Genomic DNA, 16174 nt, shown 5'->3' with positions numbered 1-16174 from the left:
TCACCGTGCCCCTGCGGTACGCCCAACGCTAGGAGCGCGCCGTGGCGGCATCGGAGCGCCGTTCCGGTATGTGGACAGCGGGGTGAGGACCGCGGCCCGCTCCGTGAAAGAATGGCGCAATGGCTGACTCCGCGCTCTCCCGGGTTGAATTCGCTGCACTGTCCCGAGGGGAGGGGACGTCCCTGACCCTCGGCCCACTCGACGGCCGGTACCGCGAGGCGGTCGCTCCCCTGATCGACTTCCTCTCGGAGGCGGCACTCAACCGCGACCGGGTCCACGTCGAGGTCGAATGGCTGATCCACCTGACCCGCCGGTCCGTGCTGCCCGGGACCGAGCCGCTGGGCGAGGAGCAGGAGGCCCGGCTCCGGGCCATCGTCACGTCCTTCGACGCCGACTCGGTCGCCGAACTCGGCGAGATCGAGGCCGTCACCGTCCACGACGTCAAGGCCGTGGAGTACTTCATCGGGCGGCGGCTCGAAGGGATCGGCATCGGGCACCTGAAGCCCCTCGTCCACTTCGGCTGCACCTCCGAGGACATCAACAACCTCTCGTACGCCCTCGGCATCAAGGGCGCGGTCCTCGACATCTGGCTTCCCGCCGCACGGAGCCTCGTCGCGTCCGTCGCGGACCTGGCGCGGACCTCGAGGGACACCCCGATGCTCTCCCGGACGCACGGCCAGCCCGCCACGCCCACCACCCTGGGCAAGGAGATGGCCGTCGTCGCGCACCGGTTGACCCGCCAGCTCGACCGCATCGCCGCGACGGAGTTCCTCGGCAAGATCAACGGTGCCACCGGCACCTACGCGGCGCACTACGCCTCCGTCCCCCAGGCGGACTGGCAGGACGTCTCCCGGTCCTTCGTGGAGGGACTCGGACTCGACTGGAACCCCCTGACCACGCAGATCGAGTCCCACGACTGGCAGGCGGAGCTCTACTCGGACGTCGCGCGCTTCAACCGGATCCTGCACAACTTCTGCACCGACGTCTGGAGCTACATCTCCATCGGCTACTTCGCCCAGGTCCCGGTGGCCGGAGCGACGGGCTCCTCGACCATGCCCCACAAGGTCAACCCGATCCGCTTCGAGAACGCCGAAGCCAACCTGGAGATTTCCTCGGCCCTGCTCGACGTCCTGGCGTCGACCCTCGTGACCTCGCGGTGGCAGCGGGACCTCACGGATTCCTCGAGCCAGCGCAACATCGGCGTGGCGCTCGGACACTCCCTGCTCGCCATCTCGAACGTCGCCAAGGGCCTCGCCCGCCTCGATGTGGCCGAGGACGTCCTCGCGGCGGACCTCGACGGGAACTGGGAAGTCCTCGGCGAGGCCGTGCAGATGGTCATGCGGGCAGAGGCGATCGCGGGTGTCCAGGGGCTCGACGATCCGTACGAGCGGCTCAAGGAGCTCACCCGCGGGCACCGGGTGGACGCCGGGCGCATGCGGGAATTCGTCAGCGGCCTCGGACTGAGCGAGGACGCCGAGCAGCGGCTCCTGGAGCTCTCCCCCGCCCTCTACACCGGCATCGCCTCCGACCTCGTGGACCATCTGGGCTGACCGACGCCGGCGCAGGAGCCGGGCAGCAGTTCCGATCCACGCGCCCCACCGGGAAGGCTCCATGCCAAGCACACCAGCACCACTGATCCGGGCCGACCGGACACTGCTCCATGTCATGAGCTTCAACATCCGGTACGACCGCCCCGCGTCCGAGCCGGGCGAGGTGGACTACTGGCCGGACAGGATCGCCCCGCTGCAGGACCTGCTGCGCCGGGAGGTCCCGTCGGTCCTCGGGGTGCAGGAAGCCCTCCACCACCAGCTGGTGGTCATCGAGGCCGCCCTGCCTCCGCACTACCGCCGGATCGGCGTGGGCCGCGAGGGCGGTAGCCGCGGGGAGTACTCGGCGATCTTCTACGACGCCTCGCGGCTGCAGCTCATCGAGTGGGACCAGTTCTGGCTCTCCGACACCCCGCGGCTGATCGGCTCGTGCACGTGGGGAAACGGTGTCACGCGCATCGTCACCTGGGGGCGGTTCCATGATGCCGTGGCGGACCGCGAGGTCCTCCTGGTCAACACGCACTTCGACCACGAGTCCGACTCCGCGCGGGTGCGCAGCGCCGCCGCCGTGCTGGACCTCGTGACCTTCTTCCGCCCACGGCTGCCCACCATCGTGCTGGGGGACTTCAATTCCGACGCCGGCTCGTCCCCCGCGTACCGGAGCTTCCTCCAGTCCGGTGTCCTGGGCGACGCCTGGGTCCTGGCGGACGAGCACCTCACCCCCGCGTACGGGACGGTCCCGCGCTACGGGCACCCGGTGGAGGGCGGCCGCCGCGTCGACTGGATCCTGACGACGCCGGACGTGCTGGTGCGCCAGGCCGCCGTCAACACGTCGACGCTGGACGGCACGTTCGCCAGCGACCATCTGCCCGTCCAGGCCCTCGTGGACATACCCCGCCGCCGGACGCCGACCGTCTCCTCCACCGCCGCGATCCTCTAGCACGCCGGCACCTCCCACGGCGGCCCGTCGTGTCCTTGACGCCTCCTCCCCGGGAACAGGACGCTGATGGGATGGAGTGGTGGACCGACGTCCTGACCGCCGAGGACTACGAGGTGGGCCGGCAGATCGTGCAGCGCGGGGTCGCGGCGGTATACCTCGTGGCGTTCCTGTCCGCGGTGGCGCAGTTCCCCGCGCTCCTCGGCGAGAAGGGCCTCCTGCCCGTGCCGGCGTTCCTCGAACGCGCCGGCCCCTCGCTCTTCCACCGGCGCTACTCCGACCGCCTGCTGCTCGCCGTCGCCTGGGCCGGCGCCGCCGTCTCGGCCCTGCTCGTGGTCGGACTCCCGCAGGCCGGTCCGCCGTGGGTGCCCCTGGTGGCGTTCCTCGTGATCTGGTGGCTCTACACCTCGATCGTGAACGTGGGCCAGACGTTCTACGGCTTCGGGTGGGAGAGCCTCCTGCTCGAGGCAGGTTTCCTCGTCGCGTTCCTCGGATCGGACGAGGTGGCTCCGCCCTTCCTCGTGCTGCTGATGATCCGCTACCTCGTGTTCCGCCTCGAGTTCGGCGCGGGCATGATCAAGATGCGCGGCGACCGTTCGTGGCGCGACCTCACGGCGCTGTACTACCACCACGAGACCCAGCCCATGCCGAACCCGGCCAGCCGGTTCTTCCACCTCCTGCCGAAGCCGCTGCACCGCATCGAGGTGGCGGGGAACCACGTCACCCAGCTCGCGGTACCGTTCCTCCTCTTCGCCCCGCAGCCCGTCGCGGGATTCGCCGCACTCGTCATGATCCTCACGCAGGGCTGGCTCGTGGTCTCGGGCAACTTCGCCTGGCTCAACACCCTGACCATCATCCTGGCGTTCGCGGCCGTGCCCGATTCCTTCTACGCGGCGGTGATCCCCGCCGTCGATCCCGCCGGCTCCTACCAGCCGACTCCGCTCTGGTTCACGATCGTCGTCGTACTCGCCATGCTCCTGCTCGCCTATCTGAGCCGGCAGGCCCTCGCGAACCTGTTCGCCCGGAACCAGCTCATGAACGCCAGCTTCAACAGGTGGCACCTCGGCAACACGTACGGGGCGTTCGGGAGCGTCACGAAGGTGCGCTACGAGGTGATCGTGGAGGGGACGGTCGACGAGGTGGGACCGGAGGCACAGTGGCTCGAGTACGAGTTCAAGGGCAAGCCCGGGGACCCGTCACGCATGCCACGGCAGTTCGCGCCCTACCACCTGCGCCTGGACTGGATGATGTGGTTCCTCGCGCTCGGCTCGGAGCGCGGCTGGTTCACCCCGTTCCTCGTCAAGCTCCTGCAGGCGGATCCGCTGATCCTGAAGCTGCTGCGCAAGGACCCGTTCGACGGCGCGCGCCCCCGCTACGTGCGGGCACGGATCTTTCTCTACCGCTTCTCCACGCGGGCCGAGAAGCGTGCGACGGGTCTGTGGTGGATCCGCGAGCCGCAGGGCGTCCTGGTCCACCCGGCCTCACTGCGCGCCGAGGTCTCCTGAGGCCGGGCGCCACTCGACTCCCCCTCCGCCGAGCAGGAGGAGCCGCTTCTCCTGGGCATCCCAGCGACGTACGGGCCCGGTGGAGAGACGTGCCGGCGGACGGTTCCGCAGGACGCCGAGGGCAGCGGCCAGTTGCTCGGCGGTGAGCCCGTGCGCCAGCGTGATGTGCGGCGTCCATGCGCCCGGTACCGTCGTGGGCACGGCATCGGCGACGCCGTCGAGCACGGACCACACGCGCCGGTGCAGGGCGGCCAGGGCGTCGTCCGCGACGACGTGCCGGGCGAGCACGTACTTCCGCCGGGTGGGGAAGACCAGCAGTCCCGCCGTCGTGAGTCCGAGCGCGTCCCCATCCGCGACGGCGGCGAGGTCGTCGTCGTACCGGCCGTCGATCCGCGAGGCGGCCGCGAGCGTGATGTGCGGGCTGTTGCTCGACGACGGGTGGCGGGACTGGTTGGGCAGGTCCCCTGCCTCCAGTGCCGCCCAGTCCTCGAGCAGGAAGAGGTCCGACGCCGGGTCCAGCAGGAGTTCGACGCTATCGGCCATGGCGGTCGCTCCCCCCTGCCGGGACCGGCTGCGGATCCCGGAAGGGCACCGCGGTCAGCGCGGCGGTCGCCGGAAGTCGCCGACGCCCTCGGAGCCGTCCACTTCGGTGGCGCCCGTGCGCGGGTTGCGCTGCGGCCGCTGGTAGGCGAGCTCCCCGCCGTTCCGTCCGCCGAAGGGCCGGCCGTGGTCCGCGTACTCCTCCCGGAAGAACGCCAGCGCCCAGTCGCCGAGCCGGATGCGGGCACCCGTCCGGAGGACGGACTCCTCCCTCCCGTTGACGCTCCCCGTGATGGCGCCGTGCGGCACCAGCACGTACTCGTCGTCGTCCGTGTGGCGGATCTCGGCATGCAGGTCGTCGAGGCCGCTCAGGTTGAGCATCGCCCCGGCTCCGCTGCCGATGGTGGTGCGCTCCTCGACGAGGGCGAACTCCCGCGGCACCTGTCCGTTCCACGCGTCGGAGTTCTGCACGAAGATCAGTCGTGGCCGGCCGCCGCCGTGCTCGTAGTGCGTCGTCGTGATGGTCCGGCGGATGCGGCGGTTCACGGTCGGGACGAGCGGGAACGGAGTGGACGGCGGAAGGAGCGACGGCGCATCGCTCTTGTCGAGTGCGCGGCGGCCGACGCCGAGCAGGGGCGCAAGGGTCCCCGGGGAACCGAGCCGGATGTGCGGCGAGCGCGTCACGAGCCGCTGGGCCATGGAGGTCCGCACCGCGCCGATGCTGACCAGGAGGCCCTTCGGGCTGCTGACGGACACCGAGAGGCCGCGGGCCGCCAGCTGCTTCGCGGCAGCACGGACCTGCCCGACGCTGGGGAGGTTGGTGCCCCGGAAGGACGCCGGATCGTCGAGGAAGATCTCCACCGCGGTCCCTGCGGCCTTCACGGTGCCGCTCAGCCCTGTTTCCGGCTTGCCGTCCGCAGCCGGTTCCCCGAGCGAGAAATCGATGTCGATGTCGAGCCTGAGTGTGGCCATGTCGCTGGTGACGCGTCAGCCCGCGTAGGGATCTGATCCGCCGGCGGCGTTGTCACTCGTGGTGATGCGCAGGGTGCCGTTGAACTTCCAGGTGGCGCGGGGAGCATCCGGGCCGATGTCGCGCGGGACCTCGATGGTCATGTCCTGCAGCGTGTAGTTGATCGCCGCGCCCCTGCCGGTCAGGTAGGACCACATCTCCTCCGCGAGGTCGGTCCAGTCGCGGATGGTGTGGGATTCGCCGGCGGTCGAGGTGTTCTCAGTCATGTCGATTCCTTCGTGGGTGATTCAACAATGACAGACGTCCTCTAACCCGTCTGACTTAGGTACTGGCCACCTTAGCCGAGGCCCGCGGCTACCGGAACCCGTCCGCGGCGGACGGGTCCCGGTCGGCGGTCACCACTTCGGGTGCACGGTGGCCCGGAAGTGGCGGTCGTAGATGGCGGCGACGGCGGCGCCGATCTCCCGACCGAGGTCCGCGTGGCCGGCGGCCGCCGCATTCGCCCTGGCCTGGTCCGGGGTGCGGGCTCCGGGGATGACCGTGCTGACGCCGTCCTGCGCGATGATCCACGCCAGTGCGGCCTGGGCGGTCGTGACGCCCTCGGGGACGAGCTCCGCGAATTCACGGGCGGCCTGCAGCCCGGTCTCGTAGTCGACGCCGGAGAAGGTCTCGCCGACGTCGAAGGCGGCGCCGTTGCGGTTGTAGTTCCGGTGGTCGTTCTCGGCGAACGCGGTGTCCTTCGTGTACTTCCCGGACAGCAGGCCCGAGGCCAGGGGCACGCGTGCGATGATGCCGACGCCGGCGGACTTCGCCGCGGGCAGCACCTCGTCGAGCGGCTTGAGGCGGAAGGCGTTCAGGATGATCTGCACGCTGGCGGTGGTGCCGCGTGCGATCGCCGCGAGCGCCTCGTCGGTGCGCTCCACGCTGACGCCGTAGTTCCTGATGACGCCGTCGTCGACGAGGGTGTCGAGGGCGTCGTAGACCTCGTCGGAGCTGTACACGGCGGTGGGCGGGCAGTGCAGCTGCACCAGATCGAGGGCGTCGACGCCGAGGTTGGTGCGCGAGCGGTCGATCCACTGGCGGAAGTTGGACAGGGAGTAGTTCTCGGGGGTCTGGTCGACGCGGCGGCCCATCTTGGTGCCCACGAGGATGTCGAGGTCCGGGTTGTCGGCGAGGTAGGAGCCGATCGTCGTCTCGCTCCGCCCGTCGCCGTACACGTCGGCGGTGTCGAAGAAGGTGACGCCGGCTTCGACGGCCGCATCGAGGACGGCCACGGCGTCCTTGTCCTCCACCTCGCCCCAGTCGGCGCCGAGCTGCCAGGTGCCGAGGCCGACGACGGAGACGGGACGGCCGGTTCTTCCAAGGGTTCGTTGTTCCATGGTTCCGACTATAGGCCGGGGAGCGTCGGCGCCGCCGCCGGAACTACCGGCGTCGGGTGCTCCTCCGGTGTCCGGCGTTCCTCCAGCGGAGCGCGCGCCTGCGTCCGCGTGCGCTCCGCCGTGCGGGCGGGGCGGTCCTCGTCCACCGCCGTCGACCCCTTGCCGGGGATCCAGCGGGCAGCCTCGTGCCGCAGGTCCCTCTGCCGCTCGCTGTCCATGCGGTCGAGGAGTGCCACCACCATGTTCGACCGCGGGTTGCGGGCGAACAGGTCCCGGTAGTCCCTGATGAACTCCCAGTACAGCGCGTCCCAGCTGAACCGCCAGGGGCCGTCCCTGAAGTCGCTCATCTTCCTGATGTAGTTGCTGCCGCTCACGTAGGGCTTGGTGGTGATCATGCTGCCGGCCGCGTACTGGCTCATGGCGTAGACGTTGGGCACCATCACCCAGTCGTAGGCGTCGATGAACATCTCCATGAACCACTCGTAGACGGCGTCCGGCCTGGCGCGCATCAGCAGGGCCGCGTTGCCGAGCACCATGAGGCGCTCGATGTGGTGTGCGTAGGCCGTGTCGAGGATGCGCGTGATGACGGAGTCCACCGGCGCCAGTCCCGTATCCCCGGTCCACCAGCCCTCGCCGAGGTCCGCGGTGAGCCGCAGGGTGTTGCCGGTCCGCATCTCGCGGCCGCGCAGGACGTACGACGCCCGGATGTATTCGCGCCACCCGATGATCTGGCGGAGGAAGCCCTCGACGCTGGCGATGGGCGTCCCGTGCCGTTCCGCGAAGTCGAGGGCGAGCTCCACCACCTCGGCAGGGCTGAGCAGGCCGGTGTTCATGCTCGAGCTCAGGGCCGAGTGGAAGAGGTACGTCCGGCCCTCGGCGATCGCGTCCTCGTACGGTCCGAAGAGCTCGAAGCGCTCCGTGAGGAAGGCTTCGAGGGCGTCGAACGCCTGCCGGTGGGTGACGGGCCAGTTGAAGGACTCGGCGTTGCCGGGGTTGTCCGGGAAGGCGGTCCGCACCCAGGCGATGGCGTCCTCCACCTCCGGCAGCCGTTCGAACTGCGGGAGGTCCGGCACGGTGATCCTCCTGGGGAGCTTCTTGCGGTTCTCGGCGTCGAAGCTCCACTTCCCGCCCGTCGGCGAGCCGTCGCGCTCCACCAGGATGCCCAGCCGCTTGCGCTGCCATTCGTAGAAGGTCTGCATGCGCCAGTTCGCGGAGGAGAAATAGCCGGCGATCGTGTCGCGCGGGGTGAGGAACTGCGGAGTCCCGAGCACGCGCCCCTCGACGCCGGCATCGGCCAGCGTGCGACTGAGCCGCCCCTCGAGCCAGTCGTCGACGACGTCGTAGTAGCTCACCACCGTGGCACCGCATTCGAGGAGCAGCGCGTACAGCCGCTCCTGACTGGTGGCGTCCGCGGACGTCTCCACGTAGTGCACCGCATAGCCCACGCCCTCGACCCGGCGGGCGAGGAGCGTCATGGCAGCACGGTGCAGGACGAGTTTCTGCTGGTGGAACCGGAGGCTGCGGAAGAGGAGGTCGTCCTCGAGGAACACGAAATGCGTGTCCGGGGACGCCTCGAGGTGCTCCTCGAACAGCTGGTGGGGCAGGACGAGCCGGACGTGCACGGAGAGTGCCTTCCTGGGAGGAGACGGTCGACGGGCGCAACCCTAGCGCGTGCCGCCGACAGGCCTTGCGATGCTTGACTGTAAGCATGCTTAGTGGTTGCGTGGGGGACATCGATTCGAAGGGACCACCATGAGATCACTCTGGCTCGACACCGCGCCGCACATCCCCTCCGACACCCTGCCGAACGGCGCCTCCTTCGACTCGGTGGTGGTGGGAGCCGGATTGACGGGCATGACGACGGCGCTCCTCCTGGCGCGTGCGGGTCACCGGGTGGCGATCCTCGAGTCCAGGACGGCAGGGGCAGTGACCACGGGGAACACCACGGCGAAGCTCTCGCTCCTGCAGGGCACCAGTATGTCGACGATCCTGAAGCACCACGACGCCGAGCTGGCACGCGCCTATGTCGTCGGGAACCGTGAGGGCCAGAGCTGGCTGCTGCGGTTCTGCGATGATCACGGCATCGGCTACGAGACGCGGGACGCCGTGAACTACGCGACCACCGATACCGGGGCACGGAAGCTGGTCTCCGAGCACGAGGCGTGCACCGAGTCAGGGCTCGCTACCGAGCTGGGCACCGCGGCCACCCTCCCCTTCCCCGTGCGGAGGACGCTGCGGCTGAAGGACCAGGCGCAGTTCCACCCACTGGAGGTCCTGGCGGGGCTGGCGTCGGAGTTCCGGCGGCACGGTGGTGCGCTGATCGAGGGCGTCCGTGTCGAAGGAGTCGCGAAGACGGGCGCCGATGGTGTCGAACTGAAGACCAGCGCGGGCGCCGTGACGGCGTCGAACGTGGTCCTCGCCACCGGCATCCCCATCCTCGACCGCGGCGGCTACTTCGCCGTGCTGCAGCCGATGCGTTCCTACTGCGTGGCGCTGACCGTGGACGACGACGTCCCGGAGGACATGTTCCTCAGCGCCGATTCGCCCACCCGCTCCCTGCGGACCGCCACCGTGGACGGCACGAAGTACCTGATCGTCGGCGGCAACGGCCACAAGGTGGGCCACAGCTCGAACACGCAGGCCAAGGTGGACGACCTCACGCGCTGGGCTCAGGAGTACTTCCCGACGGCACGGCCCGCCTACGCCTGGTCCGCCCAGGACTACACCCCTGCCGCCGCCGTCCCGTACGTCGGCAAGGTGCCCGCCGGCGGCGGGCACATCTACGCGGCGACGGGCTACAACAAGTGGGGCATGACCAACGCCGTCGCGGCATCCATGGCCCTGTCCGGTGAGATCCTGGGCGGCAACATGCCCTGGGCCGAGACCCTGTACCGGACGAAGGTCAGCCCGTCCGACGCGCTCCAGACCGTGCAGGCGAATGCCGTGGTCGGCATGGACATGGTGACGGGCTGGCTGTCCGGTCTCGCGAAGACCGGGGAGACGGCTCCTGGCGAGGGCGAGGGCCGCGTCGTCCGGGAGGGTGCGCGCCCCATCGGCATCTGCACGGTCGACGGCGTGCAGCACCGCGTCTCGGCCGTGTGCCCGCACCTGCGCGGGATCCTCAACTGGAACGACGCGGAACGGTCCTGGGACTGCCCGCTGCACGGGTCCCGCTTCACGGCCGACGGGAAGCTGCTCGAAGGACCGTCGACGTCGGACCTCGCGGACACCCGGCGCTAGCCCCCCCCCCCCGCGAAGTCCCGGGAAGCCTCACTTCCGGCACGCCCGGTCGCGCCAGTCGGGATTGATGCAGTCGTATCAGAGACTGAAGCCCACGTTTGCGCGCCAGCTGCGCCGCCAGGAACTGCTGGTCAGCGCTCGATCCGGCCTTACCTCCACCGTCATGTCGTGCTCGGCGTCGGGAATTCAGTGTTGATAACACTCCAGTAACGCCCCGCTCGCAGAATGGTGGGGCAACCGAAGCACCGCCGCTGCTGATCGGTCAAGAAAGGGTCTTCTTCGTCAGGGAGAAGCCATGGCAGGAAAGCACGCTGAAAAGGCGCGTGTTCCTGGGGGACGAACGCGTCATCGCCGGCTGCTGGGTACGTCCTCAGCAGCAGGTCGGCGTCACCGTGCGTGATCAGGGAAACAATCGAGTGGGTGTCGAGCCACCTTCTTGTTCCGTTGGCGGCGGGCTCCGAAGACGTGATGCCGGCACCGAGCCGGCCAAGAAGATGAGACCAAGGAGCAACCATGAATCACTACGCATTGCTGTCCCTGATTGCCCGCATCCATCCTGCCGTCTGGGACCTGATCGATCTGCAGGGGCCACTTGTCCGGGGACGCTATTCCGCGGTAGCCCTGAACCCCCAGCCGTTACCGCCCAGGCTGCAGCCGGATGGATTCCTCATCGATGCTGGCCTCATGGCCACGGAGGCCACTCGGCTGGCGGTCGAGGCCGATGTCCGGGGGGAATCTCCAGCGCGAATTCTCAGCGAACTCGTCGATGACTGGTGCGCCACTCCATGGCCGCGCAAGTGGCCATGGCCCTGGCCCGGCCCGCGTCAGGAGGAAGGACCCCGGCCGGAACCATGGCAGATGGACACCGCACGCGTCGTGGGTGCAGTCGTCTTTGCGTCCTACGCCTCCCGCCTGGGCGAAGGGGAATTGTCCGTCGCACTCGCCGAGGGCGCGGAACGCCTCGCCGAAACGGCTCTGGGCAGCTAGATGTATCCCTATTCCCAGTGTCCGATGCCGACGCTGAGGTGCGCGTTCGGTCCCAGGACGCTTTCGGCCACAGGAGGTATGTCGACTCGTGCGACAAAACTCGGCGAAGCGGCGGTGTCGTCCGGGGCCCGACGCCACATGAGCTCTTTGTCCAACGTGCCGGCCTTCGCTATCGCTCCCGCGAGGGTGGAGTTCCACTGGTAGCGCGCACTCCCGATCGTTCCGTCGGCCTGGGTGGAGACGTCGACCAGCAGGGCGTCCTGCCAGTCGGCTACTTGCTCGAGGTGGGAACCGAAGGACAGGAAGCCCCTGTCCTCCCGAAGGCAGTACACACGCAGATCCAGGGCATATCGACGCGGCTCTGCGGGGTCCTCCTTCGGCAGCAGGAAGGCTGTCACCAGCGGCACCGGGTTCAGCGGCGTATCCCGGTTCTCCTCGCTGAGAACAACCGGACAGTGGGCGGTCGCGGACTGGTAGTGCATCAGCACTGGGACTCCACGGATCGCGAGTCCCACGTCTGCCTGCCAGACTGCTCCATCCGTCAGATCCAGGTCCAGATCCGACAGGCTGATCGCAATCTTGAGGTTGCCGAAAAGGAAACGCTGAAGGTTCTGATAGCCCTCCTCCGAATTGACCAACCCGTAGCGCCCGGAATGGGAGCGGTGGATGTAGGCCCGGTTGGAGCCCTTCACGTAGGCATTGCGGATCTGCACGAGTCCGTCGCTCTTGACGCCCACCGCGCGCGAGGACCACCCCAGGGCGACGTCGTAGTCTCCCGGGTTGGTGCCCACCAGTGACAGGTACCGCTCAGCCGGAAGCGCGCTGAAGTATGGAACACGGGGGTCCCAGCCTCCGGGAGGATGAAAGTCCTCCTGCCCCTCGGGGGACAGATAGTCCCTCATGCGGGGTTCCTTGAAGATATCTGAGCCGTTGGGCCCGAACGTCTCTACGAACCAGTCTCCGATCGATCCGCCGAGATCGATGTCGATCCCTCCGTGGGGGGTTCCATACGTGACGACTTTTGAGACAGGGAACGGCGGTGTCACCTTCCCGGACAGGTTCACGTGCTCCTGATGAGCAGGATCCGGGGCGAAACCTTCCCCCGCGGCGACTTCCTCGGGGCCCAACGCCTGGTTCGGCGTGTACATGAAGCGCTGGATGGCCGACCGGCACACAAGGCCCCCCATGGAATGCGCCACAAGATACACCTGGTCCGCGTCCTTCGTCTTGTCCAGGACCTTGTGGATGTAGTCCGCCAGTCCTCTGGCGGCGTCTTCTATCCGGTAGGGCAATGGCGGGTGATTGAAGGTGGAGGCGCTCGGGTCGTAGAAACGGTACACCCAGATCGTCCGAGGTGGCATCGAGTCACTTCCGGCCTCGTTCAGCAGGCGTTGCTGATCACCGCGCACCTTCAGCTCGTAGCCGTAGTCCATCATCAGTCGAAGCAGGGGCGATTCGAACTGGTAGAACAGTGCATTCCCATGGGCGCCGACACGTACGTGAGTGGAACCTTCATTGAAGCCGTAGAAGGGATCGTCCACCGCTTTGTCGATTCCCCGAGTGCCACCGGCGAACCCCCGGACATAGATGATCGGCAGGAACTGAGTCATGAGGACTCCGCTCCTGAACGGATATCGGGGAACGCGTGGGTTTCGTCCTGTGTCATCACATACTTCTCTTCATTGCCCAGAACCGAGATCGTGGAGCACCGGGAAGGGTCGGGCCCCTTGGTGCTGCGAGTGGAGTAGACCTCCCACCCCGTTACTACTGCGTTACAGCCACCGGGCTCGGATGACGCCGTCTCGGTCAGTGGTTCTGGACCAGGCTCATTCCCAGCTCGGCACCCATCTCCCGTGGACCGGAGATCCAGGCAGGCGTCTCTCGCCGGCGAAGTGAGCCATCGTGGCCGCCCGACCCGGCCGCCCGTAACGCCGCCGTAACGGGGGCTTTGTTGCACTAGGGCTGAGCGCCATCATCCGCTAGGAGGCCTTCGTCTCGTCGTCGTCGGCGTCGGCGGCGACTACGACAGCGGCGACGACCGGGAGTAGGTGGACACCATGGTGACAGGCCGCCATTGGCCACGATCTACTGGTGGTTCCGGAGCAGGTCCGGAGGCCCCAGCAATGGAAACCATGATCATTCGCACATGGTTCGAGGCGGGTCACACCCAGAGTTTTCGTGCACGGATAACGTACGGACGATCACCGGGAAACGAACAGCGCACTGCATGTGTCGCTGATCATGCGGAGGTCCTACAGGTGGTGGAGAAGTGGATAGCCGCTCAACAAGGGGTCACCGGCAGGAACAACTAGGTGCTTTTCACTCGCTCGGACTCGACCCTCGATGGCATCAGTAATGAGCCTGCGGAGAGCTTCGGAAGGCTTCAGCCCCATGTCCTCCTCGAGTCTTTCCCGATACCGTTCGTAGTCGCGAAGCGCAGCGGCCGGATTGCCGTGCTGCAACTCGGCAGCAACGAGGATCCGGACCGCAGCCTCATACAGCGGCTCCAACTCCAGTGCCGCCTCGGCGGCCGCCTCTGCCCTGTCACAGTAGCCCTGGTCCAGTGAATGCCCTGCAAGGATGGTGAAAGCGCGGAGCCGGTCCTGCTGCAGCCGGCTCTGTTCGAAGACAACCCAGTCCTCGTACCAGCCGGGTAGCAGGTCCGCGTCACGCAATTCGTACAGCACAGGAGCCCAGTCCTCCTCAGAAGCAACCGTGCTCAGTCTCTGCGTCTGGGTCCGAACGCGGTACAGATCCACCTCGACGCGGTCGTTCAAGGCCAACAACGCGCCGTGATTGACGAGCAGCCCGGGTACCTGACGTGAAATCAGGTGCACGCTGACCCGCAAACTCTCCAGTGCCCGGGGATCGGGGTACTCCGGCCACAGCAGGCCGACAAGATAGCTTCTGAGGCAAGGACCCTTGACCGCAAGCGCTGCAATGAGGCGCTGCTGACGTGTTGCAACGTGTACGACAACGCCGTGCCGGTAAAGCTGCCACGCCCGGAGCAGTTCGAGTTTCAATTCACCATAGTCGTCGTAGCCCATGGGAACCTGGTTTCAGTTCATCTAGCCGATGCCTCATGCAAAAGCAAGCATCCTCAGCTTGCCGGGGCATGTCAATCAACAGGCACTTTATGTTATCGAGGAACGAAAAGGTGACGCCCTCACCACGGCCGCTTCCTCCACAGAGGGTACTGGTGCGTCACCATCACTCCCACGTACCGGCGTGCAGCGTTGCGGCGCGGGACGCTATCCGATGACGGAGCTGTCGCCGTTCCTGTAGTCGTACGAGGTTCGGGAGTCCGGCTTGCCTCCGGAGCCCGTACCCGACCGCCGCCCCGATGGACGCCAGCCACCCGCCGGCGAGGCTTGAACCCGGTTGAAATGCTTCCACGACGCGCTCATGAAGCAAGCGCGCCAGACGACCCCTGGACTACTCCTACGGCCGTGCGGCTGGGCTGCCGCCACAAAGGACGACATCCGGTAATGGGTTGGTAACGCCCATTTCGCTAGCCTGCGCTGCATCACTGCAAGCGCATCCTTCTATCTGGGAGACACCATGAACGAGAACACGGGACCTGCCCCGGAGGGCGGGGGCGCGGCACGCTCTGAATGTGAGGAGTTGATGTTCAGGTCTTCCGAGGACGTCCGCACATCCTTCGTATTCGGCATCCAGGCCTTCCAGGTGAAACCGGTTCAGTACGCCGCGATCGACGGAGTCGGCTTCTTCGAGGGCGACATCCGGCTCGGAACAGTCGACGAGCTCGAGGCGTTGCGTGCCGAATTCGAAGGGATCACGACGGGACCACTTTCTATCAGCGGCCACGCCGAGGAGCCACTGGACTTCGCCGAAGGAATTGGGATCACAGGTCAGAGGTTTCGCTGGCCGAACGGCGTCGTCCCCTATGTCACGGTTCCCGAACTACGGGATCGGGTCAGTGCCGCGATCGAGCACTGGGAGGCTCATACCTGGATTCGTTTCGTCGAGCGGACTGCGCAGAATGCCGGTTCATGGCCGAACTGGGTGTCGTTCCAAGTCCGGGACGGCTGTTGGTCCGGTGTCGGCATGCGTGGCGGCGAGCAAGTCATCTCACTGGCCGGAGGGTGCGGGTTCGGGGCTGCAGTGCACGAGATCGGGCATGCTGTCGGGTTGTAGCACGAGCAGAGCCGGGAAGACCGGGCCCGCTTCATCCGTATCCACTGGGAACGGATCGAGGCCGGCAAGGAGCACAACTTCAACCAGCACATCGCCGACGGAGACGACATCGGCCCCTACGACTTCGAGTCGATCATGCACTACGGCCCCACTGCCTTCGGCATCAGCGGTCAGGTGACGATAACGGCTGTCAACGGCGAGCCCTTCGGCCAGCGGTCAGGATTGAGCGACGGAGACATCGCCGCCGTCCACGCGATGTATCCCAAGCTCGAGCCCAGACCTTTTCCATGGGCTTACATCACCTATTCCACCGATCTGACCGGCGATGGGCGGGCGGACATCGCCGGCTTCGGTGAGTCCGCCGTCTGGGGAGCATTGAACAAGGGGGCCGGCACATTCCACTCCACGCAGAAGGTACTCGATGGGTCCTTTGCGTACACCGCCAGCGCAGGAGGATGGCGGGTGGGAAGGCACCCCCGTTTCCTGGCGGACCTGACCGGCGACAAGCGGGCGGACATCGTGGGGTTCGGTGAATCCGGCGTCCGTGTGGCGCTCAACAAGGGCGACGGGACCTTCCACCCCCCGCAGACCGTACTGAACAGTTTCGGTTACGTCGGTGGGACATGGCGGGTCGAAAGGCACCCCCGCTTCCTGGCGGATCTGACCGGCGACGGCACGGCGGACATCATCGGATTCCATGGGGATGGCACCTGGGTGGCCCTGAACAACGGGGACGGGACGTTCAGGGCGCCGACCAAGGTCGTGGACAACTTCGCCTATTCGGCCGGCGGGTGGCGGGTCGAGAAGCACCCCCGTTTCCTGGCGGATCTGACCGGAGACGGGCGGGCGGACATCGTGGGGTTCGGTGATGCCGGGGTGTGGGTGTCGCTGAACAACGGCAACGGCACGTT

General features: G+C 67.3%; 13 protein-coding genes and 1 pseudogene. 7 read left to right on the top strand and 7 right to left on the bottom strand.

From position 1 onward, the window contains the following. Positions 1–119 precede the first annotated feature (119 nt). From purB to AC0Z9V_RS16585, 3 genes are all read left to right on the top strand, one after another. Complete coding sequence (gene purB, locus AC0Z9V_RS16595; protein ID WP_133081538.1) at positions 120–1550, top strand: adenylosuccinate lyase; 1431 nt, start codon at positions 120–122, stop codon at positions 1548–1550. A 61-nt stretch (positions 1551–1611) separates the two neighbouring features. After that, positions 1612–2487, top strand: coding sequence for an endonuclease/exonuclease/phosphatase family protein (locus AC0Z9V_RS16590; RefSeq protein ID WP_485142169.1), 876 nt, complete (start codon positions 1612–1614; stop codon positions 2485–2487). 71 nt (positions 2488–2558) lie between these two features. Beyond that, entirely contained in the window at positions 2559–3989 is a 1431-nt protein-coding gene (locus AC0Z9V_RS16585; RefSeq protein ID WP_485142168.1) for a lipase maturation factor family protein, read from the top strand. Here the strand turns inward: AC0Z9V_RS16585 and AC0Z9V_RS16580 are convergent. From AC0Z9V_RS16580 to AC0Z9V_RS16560, 5 genes are all read right to left on the bottom strand, one after another. Continuing rightward, positions 3966–4532, bottom strand: a complete 567-nt coding sequence (locus AC0Z9V_RS16580) for a 2'-5' RNA ligase family protein (RefSeq protein ID WP_485142167.1) — start codon at positions 4530–4532, stop codon at positions 3966–3968. The two genes, AC0Z9V_RS16585 and AC0Z9V_RS16580, sit on opposite strands and share 24 nt — an antisense overlap. Before the next feature lie 54 nt (positions 4533–4586). Beyond that, entirely contained in the window at positions 4587–5501 is a 915-nt protein-coding gene (locus AC0Z9V_RS16575) for an FHA domain-containing protein (protein WP_459269011.1), read from the bottom strand. 15 nt (positions 5502–5516) lie between these two features. Further along, the gene (locus AC0Z9V_RS16570; protein ID WP_133081543.1) at positions 5517–5765 is read right to left on the bottom strand and encodes a hypothetical protein; all 249 of its coding nucleotides are present in this window, start codon (positions 5763–5765) and stop codon (positions 5517–5519) included. Positions 5766–5894: 129 nt separating this feature from the next. Beyond that, positions 5895–6878: an aldo/keto reductase gene (locus AC0Z9V_RS16565; RefSeq protein WP_133081544.1), complete on the bottom strand. Its 984-nt coding sequence runs from the start codon at positions 6876–6878 to the stop codon at positions 5895–5897. A gap of 8 nt (positions 6879–6886) precedes the next feature. Next, on the bottom strand, positions 6887–8500 hold the full coding sequence (locus AC0Z9V_RS16560; protein WP_485142166.1) for a cryptochrome/photolyase family protein: 1614 nt from the start codon (positions 8498–8500) through the stop codon (positions 6887–6889). A gap of 130 nt (positions 8501–8630) precedes the next feature. Between AC0Z9V_RS16560 and AC0Z9V_RS16555 the strand changes: the two genes are divergently transcribed. Both AC0Z9V_RS16555 and AC0Z9V_RS16550 read left to right on the top strand, forming a co-directional pair. After that, positions 8631–10118: an FAD-dependent oxidoreductase gene (locus AC0Z9V_RS16555; RefSeq protein ID WP_485142165.1), complete on the top strand. Its 1488-nt coding sequence runs from the start codon at positions 8631–8633 to the stop codon at positions 10116–10118. A gap of 513 nt (positions 10119–10631) precedes the next feature. Beyond that, on the top strand, positions 10632–11105 hold the full coding sequence (locus AC0Z9V_RS16550) for a hypothetical protein (protein WP_133081547.1): 474 nt from the start codon (positions 10632–10634) through the stop codon (positions 11103–11105). Positions 11106–11113: 8 nt separating this feature from the next. Here the strand turns inward: AC0Z9V_RS16550 and AC0Z9V_RS16545 are convergent, their stop codons facing one another. Both AC0Z9V_RS16545 and AC0Z9V_RS16540 read right to left on the bottom strand, forming a co-directional pair. Next, on the bottom strand, positions 11114–12715 hold the full coding sequence (locus AC0Z9V_RS16545; RefSeq protein ID WP_485142164.1) for an esterase/lipase family protein: 1602 nt from the start codon (positions 12713–12715) through the stop codon (positions 11114–11116). A gap of 642 nt (positions 12716–13357) precedes the next feature. After that, on the bottom strand, positions 13358–14152 hold the full coding sequence (locus AC0Z9V_RS16540) for an AfsR/SARP family transcriptional regulator (protein ID WP_459269006.1): 795 nt from the start codon (positions 14150–14152) through the stop codon (positions 13358–13360). Between the two features lie 514 nt (positions 14153–14666). Between AC0Z9V_RS16540 and AC0Z9V_RS16535 the strand changes: the two are divergent. Continuing rightward, positions 14667–15512 (top strand): annotated as a pseudogene (locus AC0Z9V_RS16535) (M12 family metallopeptidase); the annotation flags it as partial. A 213-nt stretch (positions 15513–15725) separates the two neighbouring features. After that, positions 15726–16174 (top strand): FG-GAP repeat domain-containing protein (locus AC0Z9V_RS16530; RefSeq protein ID WP_485142215.1); only part of this gene is annotated, 449 nt, incomplete at its 3' end.

This window comes from Arthrobacter sp. UYP4 (genome assembly GCF_057291175.1).
Note: the sequence above shows the minus strand (reverse complement) of the source record. Positions and strands in the feature narration are given on the sequence as shown.

Bases quoted from the DNA above. Each gene is read 5' to 3' on its own strand.
- AC0Z9V_RS16545 (WP_485142164.1), bottom strand. From the start codon at position 12,715: ATGACTCAGTTCCTGCCGATCATCTATGTCCGGGGGTTCGCCGGTGGC.
- purB (WP_133081538.1), top strand. From the start codon at position 120: ATGGCTGACTCCGCGCTCTCCCGGGTTGAATTCGCTGCACTGTCCCGA.
- AC0Z9V_RS16540 (WP_459269006.1), bottom strand. From the start codon at position 14,152: ATGGGCTACGACGACTATGGTGAATTGAAACTCGAACTGCTCCGGGCG.
- AC0Z9V_RS16585 (WP_485142168.1), top strand. From the start codon at position 2,559: ATGGAGTGGTGGACCGACGTCCTGACCGCCGAGGACTACGAGGTGGGC.
- AC0Z9V_RS16590 (WP_485142169.1), top strand. From the start codon at position 1,612: ATGCCAAGCACACCAGCACCACTGATCCGGGCCGACCGGACACTGCTC.
- AC0Z9V_RS16570 (WP_133081543.1), bottom strand. From the start codon at position 5,765: ATGACTGAGAACACCTCGACCGCCGGCGAATCCCACACCATCCGCGAC.
- AC0Z9V_RS16575 (WP_459269011.1), bottom strand. From the start codon at position 5,501: ATGGCCACACTCAGGCTCGACATCGACATCGATTTCTCGCTCGGGGAA.
- AC0Z9V_RS16555 (WP_485142165.1), top strand. From the start codon at position 8,631: ATGAGATCACTCTGGCTCGACACCGCGCCGCACATCCCCTCCGACACC.
- AC0Z9V_RS16580 (WP_485142167.1), bottom strand. From the start codon at position 4,532: ATGGCCGATAGCGTCGAACTCCTGCTGGACCCGGCGTCGGACCTCTTC.
- AC0Z9V_RS16565 (WP_133081544.1), bottom strand. From the start codon at position 6,878: ATGGAACAACGAACCCTTGGAAGAACCGGCCGTCCCGTCTCCGTCGTC.
- AC0Z9V_RS16550 (WP_133081547.1), top strand. From the start codon at position 10,632: ATGAATCACTACGCATTGCTGTCCCTGATTGCCCGCATCCATCCTGCC.